The sequence below is a fragment of the Streptomyces sp. NPDC052301 genome (assembly GCF_044593395.1).
In the GTDB taxonomy this organism is placed as follows: Bacteria; Actinomycetota; Actinomycetes; order Streptomycetales; family Streptomycetaceae; genus Streptomyces.
Genome location: NZ_JBIUBE010000006.1, coordinates 103,878 through 120,543 on the forward strand (window position 1 = coordinate 103,878; position 16,666 = coordinate 120,543).

At 72.4% G+C, this 16,666-nt stretch carries 15 protein-coding genes and 1 riboswitch; of the genes, 2 read left to right on the plus strand and 13 right to left on the minus strand.

The annotated features are described in order from the left end of the window. Position 1: 1 nt before the first annotated feature. The 11 genes from ACIHEJ_RS18180 to ACIHEJ_RS18230 form a co-directional block, all read right to left on the minus strand. Positions 2-478 (minus strand): septum formation initiator family protein, encoded by a 477-nt coding sequence (locus ACIHEJ_RS18180; RefSeq protein WP_400136379.1) that lies wholly within the window; start codon positions 476-478, stop codon positions 2-4. Positions 479-593: 115 nt separating this feature from the next. Further along, on the minus strand, positions 594-1,901 hold the full coding sequence (eno, locus tag ACIHEJ_RS18185) for a phosphopyruvate hydratase (RefSeq protein WP_400136382.1): 1,308 nt from the start codon (positions 1,899-1,901) through the stop codon (positions 594-596). 337 nt (positions 1,902-2,238) lie between these two features. After that, a complete protein-coding gene (locus ACIHEJ_RS18190) occupies positions 2,239-2,928 on the minus strand; it encodes a transglycosylase family protein (protein WP_400136385.1) in 690 nt (229 codons plus the stop codon). Between the two features lie 4 nt (positions 2,929-2,932). After that, positions 2,933-3,105: riboswitch (cyclic di-AMP (ydaO/yuaA leader) on the minus strand. 197 nt (positions 3,106-3,302) lie between these two features. Further along, on the minus strand, positions 3,303-4,349 hold the full coding sequence (locus tag ACIHEJ_RS18195) for a transglycosylase family protein (RefSeq protein WP_400136388.1): 1,047 nt from the start codon (positions 4,347-4,349) through the stop codon (positions 3,303-3,305). 147 nt (positions 4,350-4,496) lie between these two features. Continuing rightward, entirely contained in the window at positions 4,497-5,795 is a 1,299-nt protein-coding gene (locus tag ACIHEJ_RS18200; protein WP_400136390.1) for a cytochrome P450, read from the minus strand. 42 nt (positions 5,796-5,837) lie between these two features. Further along, complete coding sequence (locus ACIHEJ_RS18205; RefSeq protein WP_400136393.1) at positions 5,838-6,920, minus strand: nucleoside triphosphate pyrophosphohydrolase; 1,083 nt, start codon at positions 6,918-6,920, stop codon at positions 5,838-5,840. Positions 6,921-7,084: 164 nt separating this feature from the next. After that, on the minus strand, positions 7,085-7,738 hold the full coding sequence (locus ACIHEJ_RS18210; protein WP_400136395.1) for a SurA N-terminal domain-containing protein: 654 nt from the start codon (positions 7,736-7,738) through the stop codon (positions 7,085-7,087). Between the two features lie 137 nt (positions 7,739-7,875). After that, complete coding sequence (locus tag ACIHEJ_RS18215; protein WP_400136397.1) at positions 7,876-8,703, minus strand: glycoside hydrolase domain-containing protein; 828 nt, start codon at positions 8,701-8,703, stop codon at positions 7,876-7,878. Between the two features lie 67 nt (positions 8,704-8,770). Continuing rightward, positions 8,771-10,264, minus strand: coding sequence for a protein kinase (locus ACIHEJ_RS18220; RefSeq protein WP_400137476.1), 1,494 nt, complete (start codon positions 10,262-10,264; stop codon positions 8,771-8,773). A 38-nt stretch (positions 10,265-10,302) separates the two neighbouring features. Continuing rightward, entirely contained in the window at positions 10,303-10,923 is a 621-nt protein-coding gene (locus ACIHEJ_RS18225; protein WP_400136399.1) for a hypothetical protein, read from the minus strand. A gap of 148 nt (positions 10,924-11,071) precedes the next feature. Beyond that, positions 11,072-13,309: an N-6 DNA methylase gene (locus ACIHEJ_RS18230; RefSeq protein WP_400136402.1), complete on the minus strand. Its 2,238-nt coding sequence runs from the start codon at positions 13,307-13,309 to the stop codon at positions 11,072-11,074. 186 nt (positions 13,310-13,495) lie between these two features. Between ACIHEJ_RS18230 and ACIHEJ_RS18235 the strand changes: the two genes are divergently transcribed. Both ACIHEJ_RS18235 and ACIHEJ_RS18240 read left to right on the plus strand, forming a co-directional pair. Next, positions 13,496-14,182 (plus strand): hypothetical protein, encoded by a 687-nt coding sequence (locus tag ACIHEJ_RS18235; protein ID WP_400136404.1) that lies wholly within the window; start codon positions 13,496-13,498, stop codon positions 14,180-14,182. Positions 14,183-14,272: 90 nt separating this feature from the next. Beyond that, positions 14,273-14,986 carry a hypothetical protein gene (locus tag ACIHEJ_RS18240; protein ID WP_400136406.1) on the plus strand — a complete coding sequence of 238 codons (714 nt, stop codon included), beginning with the start codon at positions 14,273-14,275 and terminating at the stop codon, positions 14,984-14,986. Positions 14,987-15,060: 74 nt separating this feature from the next. On the opposite strand, the gene ACIHEJ_RS18245 is transcribed toward ACIHEJ_RS18240, so the two are convergent. Further along, positions 15,061-15,804, minus strand: a complete 744-nt coding sequence (locus tag ACIHEJ_RS18245) for an N-acetyltransferase (protein WP_400136408.1) — start codon at positions 15,802-15,804, stop codon at positions 15,061-15,063. A 97-nt stretch (positions 15,805-15,901) separates the two neighbouring features. After that, positions 15,902-16,615: an HNH endonuclease family protein gene (locus ACIHEJ_RS18250; protein ID WP_400136410.1), complete on the minus strand. Its 714-nt coding sequence runs from the start codon at positions 16,613-16,615 to the stop codon at positions 15,902-15,904. Positions 16,616-16,666 lie beyond the last annotated feature (51 nt).

Genomic DNA, 16,666 nt, shown 5'->3' on the forward strand with positions numbered 1-16,666 from the left:
ATCACTGGTCGGAGGCGTCGGACTTGTCGACGCCGTCCCAGACGTTCGCGTACCAGGGCCGGTGGGCGGCCCGGAGGTCGGTGCGGGACTGCTTGGCCGCGCCCGGATCGACGACCACGTACCCGGTCTCGCCGGGCATGACGTAGTGCAGCCGGCGGCGGATCTGCTGTTCGGCGTAGGCGTCGTCCTGCCAGCGCGCCTTGAGGTCACGCAGCTGTTCGACACGCCTGCGGGCCTGCTCCTGCTGTTGCTGGAGGTCGGAGATCTCGGCGCGCTGGGAGACGTACTGCCGCATCGGGTAGGCGAGCGCCACGATCATCGAGCACAGCACCAGGGCGAGCAGCGCCGCGCGGCCGGTGAGCCGGGAGCGGCGGGCCTGCCGCTTGGTCTGGGAGCGGTAGACCCGGGCCGCCGTCTGCTCGCCGAGCAGCCGCAGCCTGGTCGCGGTGGAGAAACGGTCCCGGTCCTTCACGGCCATCCTGGCTTCCCGCCTCCCCTTGCCTGTGCTTCACACGTGCGTACGTCCCCGGACACGGTACGGGACCGGGTACGGGGACGTACGGACGACTGGCTAAGACTTGGCCCGGGTCGGCTCAGCCCTTGGAGATCCCGACGTTCCCCTTGAAGCGCGGGAAGGCGCTGCGGCCGGCGTACACCGCGGCGTCGTCGAGGATCTCCTCGATGCGCAGCAGCTGGTTGTACTTGGCGACGCGCTCGGAGCGGGCCGGGGCGCCGGTCTTGATCTGGCCGCAGTTGGTGGCGACGGCCAGGTCGGCGATGGTGACGTCCTCGGTCTCGCCGGAGCGGTGGGACATCATGCACTTGAAGCCGTTGCGCTGGGCCAGCTCGACGGCGTCCAGGGTCTCGGTGAGCGAACCGATCTGGTTGACCTTCACCAGCAGGGCGTTGGCGGTGCCCTCCTCGATGCCGCGGGCGAGGCGCTCGGGGTTGGTGACGAACAGGTCGTCGCCGACCAGCTGGACCTTGTCGCCGAGCTTGTCGGTGATGACCTTCCAGCCGGCCCAGTCGTCCTCGAACAGCGGGTCCTCGATGGAGACGAGCGGGTAGGCCGCCACGAGCTCCTCGTAGTACTCCGTCATCTCGGCGGCGGAGCGCTCCTTGCCCTCGAAGAGGTACTTGCCGTCCTTGTAGAACTCGGAGGCGGCGACGTCGAGCGCGAGGGCGATCTGCTCGCCGGGCGCGTAGCCGGCCTCCTTGATGGCCTCGAGGATGAGGTCGAGGGCCTCGCGGTTGGAGCCGAGGTTCGGGGCGAAGCCGCCCTCGTCGCCGAGGCCGGTGGACAGGCCGCGGCCCTTCAGCACCTTCTTGAGGGTGTGGTAGACCTCGGTGCCCCAGCGCAGCGCCTCGGAGAAGGACTCCGCGCCGATCGGAGCGATCATGAACTCCTGGATGTCCACGTTGGAGTCCGCGTGCGAGCCGCCGTTGAGGATGTTCATCATCGGCACCGGCAGCAGGTGCGCGTTCGGGCCGCCCAGGTAGCGGAAGAGCGGGAGGTCGCTGGCCTCGGAGGCGGCGTGGGCGACGGCGAGCGAGACGCCGAGGATGGCGTTGGCGCCGAGGGAGCCCTTGTTGTCGGTGGCGTCCAGGTCGAACATGGCCTGGTCGATCAGGCGCTGCTCGGTGGCGTCGTAGCCGACCAGCTCCGGGCCGATCTGCTCGATGACGGCGAGGACGGCCTTCTCGACACCCTTGCCCTGGTAGCGGTTCGGGTCGCCGTCGCGGAGCTCGATGGCCTCGAAGGCGCCGGTGGAGGCGCCGGACGGGACGGCGGCACGACCCGTGCTGCCGTCGTCGAGGCCGACCTCGACCTCGACCGTGGGGTTGCCTCGGGAGTCCAGGATTTCCCGGGCTACGACGACGTCGATGGACGGCACGAGCATCTCCTTCTTGGGATGTGACGCTGGAAGTGCGGGGCGGTGCGCCTTGCGGCGGTGCCTTGCGACTAGAGCCTAACCGTCCGAGGGCCATCGGCCAGCCGACCGACCGGCCCGTGGACAGGGAAGGACAGAGAGACGGTACCCATTGTTCATGGACGGAACAAAGGGGCCCCCGGATGAGCCGCCGCTGAAGAATGGGCAAACAAAAACCCCGCCCCGGCGCGTACGGGGGAGACGCGCCGGGGCGGGGAGCCCGTGGGGGACGGGGGTGGCCCTCACGAGGCCTCCAGGTTGGGGGACGAGGCCGTGAGGGCCCCGGGGCAGGGCCGTGGGCCGCTCGTCACTTCAGGTGCAGCTGCTGGCCCGGGTAGATGAGGTTCGCGTCCTCGACGATGTCCTTGTTCAGCTCGAAGAGCTTCTTCCAGCCGCCCTGGACGTGGTGCTTCACGGCGATGGTGCTGAGGGTGTCGCCCTTGACCACCTTGTACTCGCCGTCGCCCTTCTTGACCTTCTTGCCGGTCGGGGTGGTGACGGTCTTGCTCGCCGACGGGGCCGTCCGCTCGGTGGAGCGGGTGGCGGCCTGCTGGTCGGTGGAGCGGGTGGTGCTGCTCGGCGCGGTGCTCTTCGAGGAGGTGCTGGGCGCGGAGCCGTTGTAGGCGGCGCCGGACAGGCCCGTGCCGCAGACCGGCCAGGCACCCTTGCCCTGCGCGGCGAGGACCTTCTCGGCGACGGTGATCTGCTGCGCCTTGGTGGCCTGGTCGGCCCGCGGGGCGTAGGCGGTGCCGCCGTACGCGGCCCAGGTGGAGGCGGAGAACTGCAGACCGCCGTAGTAGCCGTTGCCGGTGTTGATGGACCAGTTGCCGCCGGACTCGCACCGGGCGACCGCGTCCCACTCGGAGGCGGTGGCGGCGGAGGCGTTGCCGGCCGCCATCAGCGGGGCGGCGACGGCGGCGCCGGTGACACCGGCCAGCGCGACGGCGCGGACGGCCTTGGACGGACGACGGTGCTTGCCCTTGCCGGAAAACAGCATGGATCGATCCCCTCACCGACGCCTGCGAGGTGAGCTGTCGGGTTCGGGCCGGTTGAGTTGCCCGGCCGCGCTCCCGCTCTCGCGAGGCGCGGCTTCACCCCTAGCCGGAACCAGCTCAACTGCTGGGCCCGGCGCCTACCTTGGGTCCCCCGCTCCTGCCTACGGCGCTTGACGCGACGACTGTTCCCGGGCAGCCGCTGGCAGGATTCGGCGTTGCGGCAGCCGGGGCTCGCGGTGACGAGCGGCCTCGACCGTAGACAGGCGATCGACGGAAATTCAAAGACGATCAGGGCTTCTGAGACTCATCCCACACTTTCACCAAACCGGACATCAGTGACCAAGTGGGACGTCAACTCCCCCCGCTTTTCGCCCGATCAGGACCCGACTTCCAGGGTCTGACCGGCGGCGATACGGTCCGGGTCGGCACCGATGGCCTTCTTGTTGTGGGCGTAGAGCGCGCGCCATCCGCCGTCGACGTCAAGGGAGTCGGCGATGGAGGCGAGGGAGTCGCCCTCGCGGACCGTGTAGGTGTCCGGCCGACGGGACGCGTGACGACCAGAAGAGGGGTCCTCCTGACCGTTTGTCACGCTTTCGTCCGCACTCTCGCCCCGGTGGCGGCCACCACTGCCGAGAGCACCGGTGTCGACGAGACTCCAGGAGCCGGTGGGCTGCTGGGAATTGTCCGATTCGTCGTTACCGGGATCGACCGTGGGGGAGCTTTCGGCCCCCTGCGGGTTCCCGGTGCCCTTTGAGGTGGACTTGTCGGACTTGGGCGTGTCGGTGCCGTGCGAGCCGCTGGAGGTGCCGGGGTCCGTGGCGGCGTCCCCGCCCTGGCCGGGAGTCGGCGTGGCGCTCGAGTCGGAGGAGTCCTCGGAGTGCGAGGAGCCCTGCGAGGAGCCGGAGTTGGAGTCGGAACGGGAAGGGGACGAGGAGCCCGGATCCGGCAGACCGGACGAGTCGGAGTTCCCGGCGGAGCCGGAGGAGTCACCGGCACCGCCGGTGTCCCCGGAGCCCCCGACGCCGGTGTCGACGTCGACCGGCCCGGAGTCCGAGGTCAGCCCGGCGAGCAGGGCGCAGGTCGCCCAGGGCTTGGTGCCCTGGTCGGCGACGATCTTCTCGGCCACGGCGATCTGCTGCGACCGGCTGGCCCGGTCGGCGCTCTCGGCGTACTGGGTGCCGCCGTACTTGTCCCAGTCGGCCTGCGAGATCTGCAGACCGCCGTAGTAGCCGTTGCCGGTGTCGGCGCTCCAGGAGCCGCCGCTCTCGCACTCGGCCACCTTGTCCCATGTGGTGCCGTCGGCCGCGTTGGCACTCGCGGCGCCGAGGAGCGGGATGGCGATGGCGGAGCCGGTCACGCCGGCCGCGACGAGGAGTGCCGGAGCCTGACGGGGGCGACGGTGACGACCGTTCCCGGAGAGCATGCGGAAACCTTTCGTGCGACGGCAGGACGGCGCGACGGATGATGCCTGCGCCGCGCTGATGGGTGAACGTATCGGCACACGATCACTTGTCACAAGTTCATGCCGCACAGATCACGTGAAGATCACAGAGCTGAACGTCCGGCGTGTCTACGCTCGTACCCCTCTGTCGGGGGCCGGAGCGAACTCCACGGGCAGGGTGCGCAGGCCCCGCATGATGAGGCCGCCGCGCCAGCGCAGCTCGGCCGGATCGACGGCGAGCCGCAGGTCGGGCAGGCGGGTGAGCAGGGTGGCGAGCGCGGTCTGGCCCTCCAGCCGCGCGAGCGGCGCGCCGAGGCAGTAGTGGATGCCGTGGCCGTACCCGAGGTGCTGGTTGTCCCGACGGCCGAGGTCGAGGACGTCCGGGTCGGCGAACCGCGCCGGGTCGCGGTCGGCAGCCGCGAGGACGACGAGCACCGGGTCCCCGGGGGCGATGTCCTGCCCGCCGAGGGCGAGCGGCTCGGTGGCGAACCGCCATGTGGCCAGCTCCACCGGGCCGTCGTAGCGGAGCAGTTCCTCGACGCCCGTCTCCAGCAGCTCCCTCTCCTGCCGCGCCAGCGACTCCTGCAGGCGCCGGCGCTGCTCGGGGTGGGTGAGCAGCGCGTAGGTGCCGTTGCCGATCAGGTTCACGGTGGTCTCGAAACCGGCGAACAGCAGGATGAAGGCCATGGCGGCGGCCTCGTTCTCGGTGAGGTGCTCGCCGTGGTCCGAGGCGCGGATGAGGCCGGAGATGAGGTCCTCGCCCGGCAGGGGCTCGGCGGGCAGCGCCGCCCGCTTCTTGTGGATCAGCTCGGCGAGGTAGCCGCGCATCTTCTTCACCGACCGGGCGACCCCGCCCCGGGGCCCTCCCCCGTGCCGGATCATCATCCCCGCCCAGTCCCGGAAGTCGTCCTGGTCCTCGCGCGGGACGCCGAGCAGGTCGCAGATGGCGTAGATGGGCAGCGGGAAGGCGAACTCATGGATGAGGTCGGCGGAGCCGCGGGCCGCGAAGCCGTCGATGAGGTGGTCGGTCAGCTCCTGCACCCGGGACGCGAACTCGGCGACCCGGCGCGGTGTGAACGCCTTGCTGACCAACCGGCGCAGCCGGGTGTGGTCCGGCGGGTCGATGTTCAGCAGATGCGTCATCAGCTCGGCCTTGCGCTCGCCCGGAATGCCGGTCTTGCCCTTGGCGTGCGCGGGCTCGTCGTGATGCGCCGGGTTCTTGCTCAGCCGCTGGTCCGCGAGGGCCTGGCGGGCGTCCGCGTACCGGGTGACCAGCCAGGCCTCCACCCCGCTGGGCAACCGCGTCCGGTGCACGGGCGCGTGCTCGCGCAGCCAGGCGTAGGCGGGGTAAGGATCGGTGGCGAACTCCCAGGTGAACAGGGCGGGCGCGGGGTCGGGGGCCGTCGGGGGGTGGGGCTGCTCGGTCACCCCTCGACGGTATCCGTCCCGCCGGGGACCGCCGCGTCGGCCCTACTCCCCCGGCGTCCCTTCCGGTCTGTCTTCCGGCGTCTCTTCGGGCACGTCCTCCGCCTTTTCCTCCGGCGTCCCCCCGGGCAGTCCCTCCGCCGCCCGTATCCCGTCCCGGTACGCCCGTGCCGCCGCCCGCAGGGCCGCCTCCGGGTCGACGCCGGCCGCCTCGGCGTGGACCGCCAGCGCGAGCAGCTCGTAGCCGATGCCCTCGCCCTGGGGGAGGGGGACGTCCAGGCCCGCCGTACGCACGCGGGAGGCGAGCTTGGCGGCGAGGGCCAGACCGGGCTGGCCGAGCGGGACGCCCTCGGTGACCGAGCTGCGCCGCTTCTCCTCGGCCTTGGTGCGCAGCCAGTGCTCCTTGACGTCCTCCGGTGTCTCCGCCTCCTCGTCGCCGAAGACGTGCGGGTGGCGGTGGATCAGCTTGGCGACGATGCCGCCGGCCACGTCGTCGACGGAGAACGGCGCGTCCGGGTCCTCCTCTGCGATCCGGGAGTGGAAGACGACCTGGAGGAGGACGTCGCCCAGCTCCTCCCGCAGCTCCGTGCGGTCGCCGGCCTCGATCGCCTCGACCAGCTCGTAGGCCTCCTCGATGCCGTACTTGGCCAGGCCCTGGTGCGTCTGCCGGGAGGACCACGGGCACTCGGCGCGGATGCGGTCCATGACCTGCACGAGGTCCAGGAGGCGGGCGCCGGGCAGGTCGTAGGAGGCGGGCAGCAGCTCCAGCTCCGGCATGGCGACGCGGCCGGAGCCGGCCAGCCGGGCCAGGCCGTCGGTGAGCACCGGCTCTCCCTCACCCGTCGCCACGACCACCACGGTCCGCCCGCCGGCGCAGGCGTCGACCAGCTCCTGCGCGCCGGGGGACGCCTGCTCCACGGCTATTCCGGCCTCCCGCAGGTACGGCAGCTGCGGATGCGCGCCGTCCGCGCACAGCACGGCGTCGGCGGCGCGCAGGGCCTGCCAGGCGGGCCAGGACAGCAGGCCGGGGGCGACGCGGTGGCTGGTGGTGAGCAGGACGATGCGGCCGGGGCCGGCCGGGGCGGTGGCGTGCTCCGGGCCGGTGGGTTCGGGGCTGGTTGCGTTCACGATTCGAACGTAACGCACGGCGGGAGGGAGCGGTTTCGGTTGTCCACAGGGTCGAGGGGATCTTGCGATCGTATGACTGACGGCCGGCCGTCGGCCCTCGCGGTGCGCCGATGCCGCCCTTCGCCGTGCCCGGCCGTCGGCCCTCGTCGTGCCCCGGTGCCGTCCTACGCCGTCGCCGGCTGCCCGCCCGCCGCCGACGTGACCTCGCGCACCCAGGGCGTCCTGGCGTCCACCCGACTGCTCTTCTGCACGTCCCAGGAGCCGTAGCGCGGGTTGAGGTCGACGTGGAGTTCCTGGGACGCCTTGGACAGGGCCTTCCAGAAGGCGGGCTGGGTGGTGTCGGTGCCGAGCTTCGCCGCCAGCTTCTGCGCCTCCAGCTGGAGCCGGAGGTTGTCGTCCAGACGGGCCGGGGCGATGCCGTACTTCTGCAGCCAGGTGGTCTCCAGCCCCTTGGCGCCGCCGGCCTGCTGCTCCAGGCCCGTCCGCATCTGCTGGATCTCCCTGCGGGTGACCGCGATGCCCTCGTCCTGCGCGGCGCGGTGCAGCACCCGGTCGAGGACCATGTTGTGCAGGGTGTCGCGGGTGAGGCTGCCGGTGGAGGCCAGGACCTGCTGGTACTGGGTGTCGTCGGGGACCGCGGCCCGCTGTGCCCTGCGGACCTCGTCGACCCGGTCCTGCAGCTGGGCGACGCTGATCCGGTGCCCTCCGACGAGGGCCGCCGCGCCCGGGTGCGCATCGTTACCGCAGGCGGTCAGGAGGGGTGCCGCGGCGGCGATCGCGGCGGTGAGGACGAGCGCGGTGCGACGGCGGCGGTGCAAGGAAACCTCCAGGGGGAGATTGTGCGACGGTGCACAAGGTCTTGCGATGATCGATGGTAGGCAGTGGGCAGGCCGTGGCCAACCCATTCGACCAACGATTCGCGCGCGCTTCGGGCACCGCCGCGCCTCCGCCCGGATCAGCCGGTGATCGCCACCGGCGCGTCCCACGCGTCACGGTCGACGGTGAGCGTGACACCGCCGTGCGACTCCTTGCTGTTGACCATGTACTGATGGCCGCGGCTGTGGCCGGTGAACTGGGTGGAGCCCCACGGCCAGTCCGCCGTCGTTGTGTTGTTCTTGTCCCACAGCGCGTACCAGAGGTTGCCCGGCAGGTCCGTCTTGTCCTTGGCGGTGGCGACGGCCTTGGCGCTGGAGCTGCTGAAGCCGTAGTAGCCGGCCCGGTACGTCTTGGCGTGCAGTCCCTTGTCGAAGGCGCGCACGTACGTCAGCACGGCGTCGTTGCACGACGTGTTCGTGGTGTCGTACGCCTCCATGTCGAGGTAGACGGCGCTGCCCGCCTTCATGCCCAGGGCGGAGGCCCTGGCCACGGCGTCGGCGGCGTCCTGCGCGCCGAGGGAGGCGGCGGTGGAGGAGGTCAGCTTCTCCGGGTTGGAACCGGACTGGCAGGGCGGCTGCGCGCCGACGTAGAGCGGGATGAGCTTCCAGCCGAGGGAACTGACCGACTTCACCCAGGAGGCGGTGAGGTTGGGCTGGGCGCAGCCCCGGTTCTTGCCGCCCACGTAGACGGCGGCGGCACCGTAGAACCCGGTGTGCCAGGCCTTCATCGTGGACAGCGAGGGCGCGGTGCAGGTGTCGAACGCGCGCCCGGTGAAGGTCTTCTGGGCGGGCCAGGAGGTGGCCGCCATGGAGGTCTGGGCGGCGATCCCGCCGCCGGCGACGACGGCCGCACCCGCCACCGCCCACGTGATGTATCTGCGCTTCTTCGACTGCCGATGGCCGGCCATGTTCCCCACCCCGATGTGTGTGCGAGACCCGCACGGAAGATCACCGCGATCTCCGACAGCCGCACATCTAACCACGCACCTGTCCGAGCCACTGCAGGGTGCGCCGGATGTCCGCCGCGAGCGGGTGCCCCGGTCCGTGCACCCGCTCCACGTCCATCAGCAGCCGCGCGAGCGTGTCGTGGGCGGCCGGCCGGTCGCCGAGGGCGAGCAGCAGATGGCCGATGCGCCGGCGCACGTCGTGGGCGAGCTGCGGGTCGCCGGAGACGTACTGGTTCTCGTAGTACGGCAGCAGCGCCCGGTACTCGGCCAGCGCCGCCGCCGGTTCGCCCAGCTGCTCCAGGCACTGCGCGGCCTCGTAGCGGAAGCGCAGGGACTGCGGGTCGGCCTGGCCCGCCTCGGCGGCGCGCTCGTCGGCGAGACGGCGCAGTTCGGGCAGCGCGCGCCGGTACTGACCGTCGTCCATGAGGGTCGCCGCGTACTGCTTGCGCAGGGTGCGGACCACCGGGGACTGCGCGCCGTGCTGTTCGGCCGCCGCGGGCAGGATCGCGCCCAGGATGTCCACGGCCTGTGTGATGCGACCCTCCCCCAGCAGACGCTTGACCTCGTCCACCGCGGCGGCCACGTCGGGCTTCTCGGCCACCGGCGGCGCCGGCGCGACGGGGGCGGGCTGGGGCGCGGGGGTCCGCGCGCGGTCCGGCCAGGGGGCGTGCGGGCGGAGGAAGGGGCGCGTGGGGTCCAGGGGCGCCCCGGTGGGCATGCCACGCGCGGGCAGGAGCAGCGCCAGGTCCTCGTACACCTCCTGCGCGGAGGCCGGCCGGTGCTGCGGATCCTTGGCGAGCAGCCGCAGCACCAGGGTCTCCAGCGCCTCGGGGACCTCGGGGCGGATCCGGCGCACGGGCAGCGGAGGCTCGTACAGATGCCGGTGCAGCACGCCGAGGGCCGTGGAGCCCACGAACGGCACGTCCCCGCTGAGCAGTTCGTGCAGCAGCACACCGAGCGCGTACAGGTCGGTGTACGGGCCGACCGCGCCGCCCATCGCCTGCTCGGGCGCCATGTAGGCGGGCGAGCCGATGGGTGAGCCGGTGTGGGTGAGGCGCGTGGTGTCGGTGTCCATGACGGATGCCACGCCGAGGTCGAGGACGGTGACCGTGCCGTCCTGCTTCACCATCACATTGCGCGGCTTGAGGTCACGGTGGACGATCGGCACGGCGTGCACGGCGCTCAGCACGGCGCACAGTTGCGCGGCGACCGCGACCGCCCACTGCCACGGGTACGGGTCGTGCTCGGCGAGATGGTCGGACAGGTCGGCGCCGTCCACGTACTGCATGACGAGGAACAGCTCCTCGCCCTCGCTGCCCGCGTCGTGCACCGTCACCAGACCGGGATGGTCCACCTGCGCGGTCACCCGGCACTCGCGCACGAACCGGCGGCGCAGCTCGTCCGCCTCCTGGCCCGCCACCTTGTCGGGACGCAGCAGCTTCACCGCCACGCGCCGGTCCAGCCGCTGGTCGTACGCAGTCCACACCTGGCCCATGCCGCCCTGGCCGATGAGCGTGGACAGTTCGTAACGGCCGGCGACGACACGCCCCGTCGCCACGGTCACCGTCCGCCCTGGCTGTCGTCACGGCCGTCGTGCTTGCGCAGGTAGTCGCTCAGCTCATCCAGTTCGGCACGGACCTGGTCGATGCGGGCGGGCGCCGGGCGCTGGGGCGGCGGGGTGGTCGGCGGGACGGTCGGCGGGTGCTGGGGCACCGGGGTGTGCGGCATCGGGGGCCGCACGGGCACGGGGGTCTGCCTCATGGCCGTCGCGGTGAACGGCGACGGGGGCTGCGGATAGCCGTACGCGGGCGCCGCCGGGCCGCCCGGGTACGCCGGCCGGAGGCGGTGGAAGTGCCGGATGTCGGCCGCGAGGTAGTAGGCGACGGCGGCGACCAGCGTGCCCAGCAGCAGCGTCAGGCCCAGGTATCCCCCGGCGGTGTGGATCTCGTCGCCCGGCTCGCTGCCCAGCAGCACGATGCTGAGGATGTCGGCCGCCAGCACCGCCACGAACAGGCCCCAGTCCAGCGACCTGCGGGTGACGACGGCCAGCCGCAGCAGCACCACCCAGGTCAGGAAGCCGAGGCTGAGGAAGCCGACCGCCACGAACAGCACGCGCAGGAAGACCAGCCATCCCTGGTGCGGCGGCTGCTTCACCGGCTGTGCGTAGCCGTGGCCTTGCATGACTGCTCCTGATGCCTGAAATGGGCGCAGCTGTCCGCCCGATGTGCTCCGGTCCGACCACACCGCTCGTGCCATGGTCGCTCCGAGCATATGGCCCGCCACGGACGAACGGTCAGGGATGTACCGAACCGTTGTCGGGGCCGGGCCGTCAGCCGGGGGCCACCGTGCCGTCGGTGAGGCCGTCGTACATCCCGCGCACGAGGTGCTCCCCGAGCCGGCTCGCGTGGCGCAGCGCCCGCTCGAACTCGGCGAGGGCCCGGAAGCGCGCGCCGTAGCGCCGTTGGTCGTCCAGCGGGAGCCGGGGCAGCTGGAGCCGGCGCACGTCCAGGCGGGTCGCGGTGGAGGCGTAGCTGCTGGCCTGACGGTTGTTGGCGGTCCCGCGCAGGAAGCCGGCGAGGAACCACGGGTCGAGCGCCGTGCGATCGGGGCGCAGCAGCACGAGGTTGCGCCCCAGGGCGGCGCCGCCGGTCGCCTCGTCGATCACGCGTGCCACCGAGCCCCCGCCGAGCACCGGTACGACGACGTCGCCCGGCTCGGTCAGCACGGCCTCCTCCTCGCTCTCGGGCAGGGTGCCCGACGGCGCCGCGCCGGCGAGCACGTCGTGGTCGGTGAGCACGGGCACGCGCGCGTGGCCGCCGTTCCCGCCGGTGCGCATCACCAGCGCGCCCCCGCGCGCGAGTTCACCGACGGTGGTGAGCGGCCAGCGCGCGGGCGGTGCCGGGGCGGCGGGGGGCGGGGTGAGCTCGGCGGTCAGGCGCAGGGTCGCGCCGAGACGCTCGCGCACCGCCGTGAGCTGCTCGGCTCCGTCGGCCACGGCGGGTGGCAGATGGCGGGCGGGCGCGAGGTCCACGTCGTCGTCGAGCAGTTCGATGACCGGCACGGAACGGGCGAGCCCCGGCCGTTCCTCCAGCCGCCCGGCCCGCTCGAAGGCACGCCAGGCGTCCAGGGCGGCCTGACGCACCGCGTCCCAGTCCGGTCCGCCACGCCCCTCCCCCGCGAACGACCCCGTGTCCACGAGCAGCACCTCGGGCGTCACCGGGGTCCGGTCCGGCCGGCGCAACACCCACACGTGCAGCGGGATGTTGTACGGCGGTGCCGCCCCGACCGGCAGCGCGACCACGGCCCTGAGCGCGCCCCGGCGCAGCAGGTCGGCGCGGATCCGGCGCCCGGAGCGCCGGGAGGCCGTGGCCGGCGGCATGAGCAGCACGGCGGTGCCGCCGTCGGCCAGCCGGGCCAGCGCGTGCTGCACCCAGGCCAGTTCGGACTCGGTGCGCGCCGGGAAGCCGTACTCCCAGCGGGCGTCGTAGGCGAGTTCGTCGTGGCCCCAGTTGCGCTCGTTGAACGGCGGATGGCACAGCACCGCGTCGGCCCGCAGCTCCGGGTGGGCGTCGGCGCGCAGGGTGTCACCGGCGGCGCCGCGCACGGTGGCCCGCGAGTGCAGCGCGAGCCGCAGCGCGGTGAGCGCGGCGAGGTCGGGGGCGCTGTCCTGGGCGTACAGCTCCTGCTCGGGGCGGGTGTCCACGGCCCGCAGCAGGGCGCCGGTGCCGCAGGCCGGGTCCAGGACGGTGCGGGCCGGACCGGCGAGGTCGGCCATCAGACCGGCGAGTTCGGCCGGGGTGAGCGTGTACTGGCGCGAGTTGGCGTCCAGGTGCCGGCCCAGCAGGAACTCGAAGGCCTGCCGCGCCCCGGTCTCGGCGGCCAGCTCGGCGGCGCCGCGCAGAAGGGGGACGGAGGGGAGCAGCTGGGGGCCGGTGGGGGTGCGGAGGGCACGGGGCGCGGGGGAGGTCGGCGAGATGAGGGTCGGCGCGGGTCCGGTCGGCGCGGGAGCCGTATGAGCGGCCGGGGCGCTGTGAACAGCGGGTGAGGCGTTCACAGCAGGCGGAGTCGGTGCGGTGTTCACACGCGACGGCCCGGGGGTGGAGTCTTCGTTCACAGCGGGCGCCGCGGAGGCGTCGTTCACACGCCGTGGCGCCGGAGTCGTGTTCACAGCGGTCCCGAAGCGCGGCCGCAGCACCTGCTCCAGCTCCCCCGGGAGGATCGCGGCCAGGCGCTCGTCGGAGCCGGCGCTCGCGTCGAGCCAGACCGGGGGGCGCTCATGGATGAGCAGCAGTACGCAGCCCGCGTGCACCAGGGCGGTCAGCGGGCCCTCGGGGTGGCCCACGAGCTGCTGCCAGACGCGTTCGCGCAGCGGGACCTCGGCGAGCTTGCCCTGCTTGCGCAGCCAGGCCTCGACCTCGGCGAGGGCGAAGGACGGGCTGGTCTCGGTGCCCCCGACCGGTTTGGGGAAGTCGGCGTGCCGGCGACGCCAGTTGCTCACGGCGGCCCGGCCCACGCCGGCGAGCCGGGCGATACCGGCGGCGGTCACCTCTGTCGCGTTGTCCTGCACCGGCCTGGCTCCCCTCGTCCCGTGTGTGGCGCCGAGCATACCGGCGTACACAAGATCCATGCATTCACGGACGTGTACACAGTCGATTCTGTGAACCGTGTTGACTCGGTTCACAGGCTCTGGTCTTATTGACCCAGCGAACGAGCGGCCGCCGAGGGGAGGCCGCCTTCTGGGGAGGGATTCGCCATGGGCATGAAGGCCAAGATCGCGCTGGGCGCCGTCGTGGGGATCGTCGTCATCGGTGCGGTGTCCGCGAACGCCGGCAGCAACGGCAAGGACAGCGGTTCCGGCAGCGGCAAGGGCTCGTCCGCGTCCGCCGAGCACACGTCCGGCAAGAAGGGCTCGGGGGACGCCCGGGCCGCCGGGAAGAAGAAGGCCGCCCTCGCCGGCGACGGCGAGTACCAGGTCGGCTCGGACGTGAAGCCCGGCACCTACCGCACCACCGGCAACACCGATGACATGTGCTACTGGGAGCGCGCCAAGGACGCCAAGGGCGAGCTGAACTCGCTGCTCGCCAACGACAACGTCACCGGCACGAGCTACGTGACCGTCAAGGCCACCGACAAGATCTTCAAGTCCAGCGGCTGCAAGGACTGGGAGGCCGTCGACCCCAAGGCGAAGGGCACGCCCGCCTCCTCGATGGACGGTGACGGCGGCATGTACGAGGTCGGCACGGACATCGCGCCGGGCACGTACCGGTCGACCGGCAACACCGACGACTCCTGCTACTGGGAGCGCACCAAGAACGCCGAGCACGGGCTGGACTCGATCATCGCCAACAACAACGTGAAGGGCACGGCCGTCGTCACCATCGGCCCGGGCGACGCCTACTTCAAGACCACCGGCTGCGGCGACTGGAAGAAGGCGGCCTGAGCCGACCCCCTCTCCGCACGCGCCCCCGTGCCCCCTGACACCCCCCCCCACCCCAGTTTCCCCGTACCACCCACCTTTTGAAGGACTGTCATGCGTCTGTCGCCCCGTGCCGCCACCCTGCTCGCCGTCGCGGCACTTCCCCTGGCCCTCACCGCCTGCTCCTCCGGTTCCCCCTCCCACTCCGGCGGCGCGAGCGCCAAGCCGGCCGAGGCGAAGGACCTGAACGCGGGTCTTCCCACCGGTGCACAGCTGAAGAAGGCGCTGGCGCCCGCGTCGGCGTTCCCGTCCGGGCTCACCCTCGAGGCCGACGGTTCCGCGGACAGCGGCAGCACGTTCGTCCCCCCGTCCACCCGGAAGACCACGAAGCCGGACTGCACCCGGCTGGAGACCACGTCCTGGATCCAGGTGACCGGCTACAAGGGGGGCGTGTCGTTCGCGCAGAACGACTACGCGAACAAGAGCGAGGAGGTGGCCCAGGAGGTCGACGCCTTCCGGGGCACCACGGCGGCCGACGTGATGAAGGCCGTGCAGTCCGTCGCCCACGAGTGCGCCACGTACACGGACACCGACGCGCACGCCAAGGTGAAGCTCACGGGCGCGTCGACGCCGGGACTCGGTGACGAGGCCTACACGATGACGCTGACGAGCGGCTACTGGGAGAACGGCACCACGCTGATCGCGGCTCGTTCCGGCAAGTCCGTGATCACCGTGCTGTCCACGGCGGGCGGCGACAACGGTGCCGCGTCGGCGAAGAAGGTGACGACGCGGATCCTGGACTCCCTGAAGGAGCTGAAGTCCGCCTGACCGACGGGGGCCGGCGCGAGGCCGGCGGGCCGGCGCACCTCAAGGGTGCGTGAGCCTGCCGGCCCCGTCGGCGTTCACAGCGCGTGCCGCATCCAGACGTTGGGTTCGACGTAGACGGCGTACCCGCGCTCCGGTTCGCAGCGGACCGGGACCAGGGCGCCGGGCACCTCGACGTCCCCGGCGGTGTCGAAGGGCAGCCCGGTCCAGCGGCGCCACTCCTCCAGCGAGGCGCCCACGGTCATGGAGGCCGGGGCGATGGAGTCGATGCGCGCGCCGGCGCGGGCGTGGACGCGCAGCCACGGGTCCGCGGGCAGTCCGTCGGGGCGTGTCCGGTGGACGTACTCGGCGATCGGGGTGTGCGGTTCGCGGTGCTTGGCGCTGGGCCGGACCGGCGCGACGACCTCGCGGAAACCGCGGGCGCGGGCACCCGCCCGCATGGCCGAGAGCATGACGGCGGACAGGCCGTGACCCTGGGCGTGCGGGGCGATGGTGACGGACACCGCGCTCACCGTGTCCGGGCGGGTGCCGTGGCGCAGGTCGGCGAAGGCCCAGAGCAGGATCTGGTCCCAGCCGCGCGCGGGCAGGACGCCCCGGCCGTCGAGGCCGAGGGCGAAGGGCACGCTGAAGGCGTGGGCGACGATCTCACCGTGCGCGTCCTCGGCGAACAGTGCGTACTCCGGCAGTTCGCTCGCGATACGGCCGTAGTGGGCGGTGCCCACGGGGTCGTTGGTCACGAACTCGGGCCATGTGTCGGCCATCTCGAACACCGCCCGCAGCCGGTCGGGCCGCTCGGCGACGCTGCTCACCTGGACGTCCATGGCGGCCACGGTAGACGGCGGGCGTATTGCCGCGCCAGCGATTCGGCCGGCGGTTCCACCTTTCCCACCAGCGGTTTTCCGTGGTCCGTCGGCGCTCTCACCGCGCCCGGAAGCGCCCTGGGGCCTCGGTCGGGTTGCCGCCCGTGGGGAGCTTCTGGTTCGGGCAGCCGGTGAGGACCTTCTTCATGGCGGCCTTCTCGGCGGCGCTCACCCACAGGCCGTACTTCTTCTTCACCGCCACCTGGGCGGCGACGTAGGTGCAGCGGTAGGCCTTGTCGGGCGGCAGCCAGGTGGCCGTGTCGCCGTCGCCCTTGCCGCGGTTGGTGCTCGCGTCGACCGCGAGGAGGTTGAGGGGGTCGTTGGCGAGCGCTATCCGCTTGCCGGGGTCCCAGTACTTGGCGCCCTTCTGCCAGGCGTCGGAGAGGGCGACGACGTGGTCGATGTCGACCTGGCTGCGACCGCGCCGGTAGGTGATCTCCTTGCCGGAGTAGGGGTCGGGGTCCAGCAGGCCGTAGGAGACCTTGCAGGTGCCGCCGGTGAACTTCACGTCCTTCAGGTCCCGTTTGAGGATGTCGTCGCGGGTGTCGCAGGAGTTGGAGTCGGTGTCCGCCCAGGCGGTGCCGAACCGGGCCCGGGAGTAGCCGGTCTTCGGCGCGCGTCCCTTGACGGTCAGCGAGTCGGCGGCGGACAGGGCCGCGCCGCCGCCCGTCCGGCCGGGGCCGGAGGCCCCCTTGTCCTGCTCGGCCTTGCAGCCGGCCACGGCGACCAGCACGGCCACCGCGGCGACCGCCCCGCCCCTCAGACGCGTCACGGTGCGCCCCCTCGCTCACCCAGGACCGCCCTCACGCAGGGGCGGATCGTT